The sequence below is a fragment of the Ideonella azotifigens genome, from assembly GCF_006519715.1.
Lineage (GTDB): Bacteria > Pseudomonadota > Gammaproteobacteria > Burkholderiales > Burkholderiaceae_C > Ideonella > Ideonella azotifigens.
On sequence record NZ_VIDT01001031.1, the window covers coordinates 1 to 1,414 of the forward strand.

A 1,414-nucleotide genomic window follows, 5' to 3' on the forward strand; every position below is an offset into this window, starting at 1 on the left:
GCACCGTGGGCGTGGCCGGGGTGCCGGCGACCACACCGGTCGTGCCATGCAGGCGTGCACTGTCACCGGCCTCGTCCAGCTCGTACAGCAGCGCAAACGGCAGGTCGAAGCTGTGCTCGGCCAGGACCTCGATGGCGCAGGCGAAGACTTCGGCCATGCTGTGGCCGTCGCCGGTGCGGGCGGTCAGGTCGCGCAGTGCGCGGGCGCGGCGCTCCCCCAGCATGCGGGCGGTGGTTTCGGTGACCGGGTGGAACAGCCCGCCAATCTGGCCGGATTCGTCGCGGATCGGGCTGAACGAGAAGGTGAAGAAGGTCTCCTCCAGGTAGCCGTTGCGGTCCAGGAACATGCGCTGGTTTTCGAGGAACGAGGTCTCGCCCTGCAGCGCGCGATCAAAGGCCTCGCCGACGACCGGCCAGGCCGAGGCCCAGCAGGCGCGGAAGTCCTGGCCCATCGAGTGCGGATGCTTGCCGCCGCAGATCGGCCAGTAGCCATCGTTGTAGATCTGGACGTGCTGCGGGCCCCAGGCCAGCGAGATCGGGAAGTTCGATGCCAGGCACAGGCCGACGGTCGTGCGCAGGCTTTGCGGCCAGGTCTCGGGCGGGCCCAGCGGCGTGGCCGACCAGTCCATGCTGCGGACCAACTTGCCCATTTCGCCGCCATCGCCGAGAAAGGCCAGCGGGTCCTGTTGTTGTGCTGTCCGCATGTGCGTCCGGTCGATTCGAGGTTGGCCGAACGACCGCGGTTGGCACGGGCCGCGGTTCGACAGCCGCTTTCAGGTTGCGTGATCCCTACTGCCGAAGTCACTGCGTCAGGCCACACAGCACCGAAGTGGTGTCGATGGACACCGCCTGTATGTACCCGAATTCGACGGCCCTGCCAACTCCTTAAAATGCCCCATGAGCTTGCAAGACGCCGACGAGGCCGCCGAGGGCACCACGCCCGACACCATCCACCAACCTGGCCTGTGGCGCGACAACGGCTGGACGGCCAAGGTCCTCAAAAGTGAGGAGGGCGACGGCTGGGCCGTGGCCATGATCAAGGACGGCGAGCCCGAGCCGGCGCTGATCGGCCCGTGGACCATGGGCCGCGACAAGCGCAACCCCAAGCCGCTGGACACCGCTGCCTTCAACGTGCTGGTGAAGACCGCCTCCGAGGTGATCCGCCGCCACGAGCAGCACCTGCACGCGATCAACCACCAGAACGTGGTGGTGGAGGTCAACGGCGAGCGCATCACCGTGACGCTGGACTTGGTGGCCGACGAATACGAACCGCACGCCATCCTGGCCGCGCAGGACGCCTACGGCGAGCCTCTGGCCAGCGTCAAGGTGGCGGCGAACTTCAAGCTCAAGGCCGCCAGCGCGGTCGCCTGGATCGAGAGCGACTACGCCAAGCCGGGCAGCTCGCGCAGCAGGTA

Annotated in this window: 1 protein-coding gene and 1 pseudogene; one reads left to right on the top strand and one right to left on the bottom strand. The window is 67.5% G+C overall.

Going from position 1 to position 1,414, the window contains the following annotated elements; all coding sequences use genetic code 11:
- Window positions 1–649 (bottom strand): annotated as a pseudogene (locus FKP22_RS30330) (cell wall metabolism sensor histidine kinase WalK); the annotation flags it as partial.
- Between the two features lie 247 nt (window positions 650–896).
- Between FKP22_RS30330 and FKP22_RS30335 the strand changes: the two are divergent.
- Window positions 897–1,414, top strand: a 518-nt coding sequence (locus FKP22_RS30335; protein WP_141291920.1) for a hypothetical protein, incomplete at its 3' end; no start/stop codon positions are given.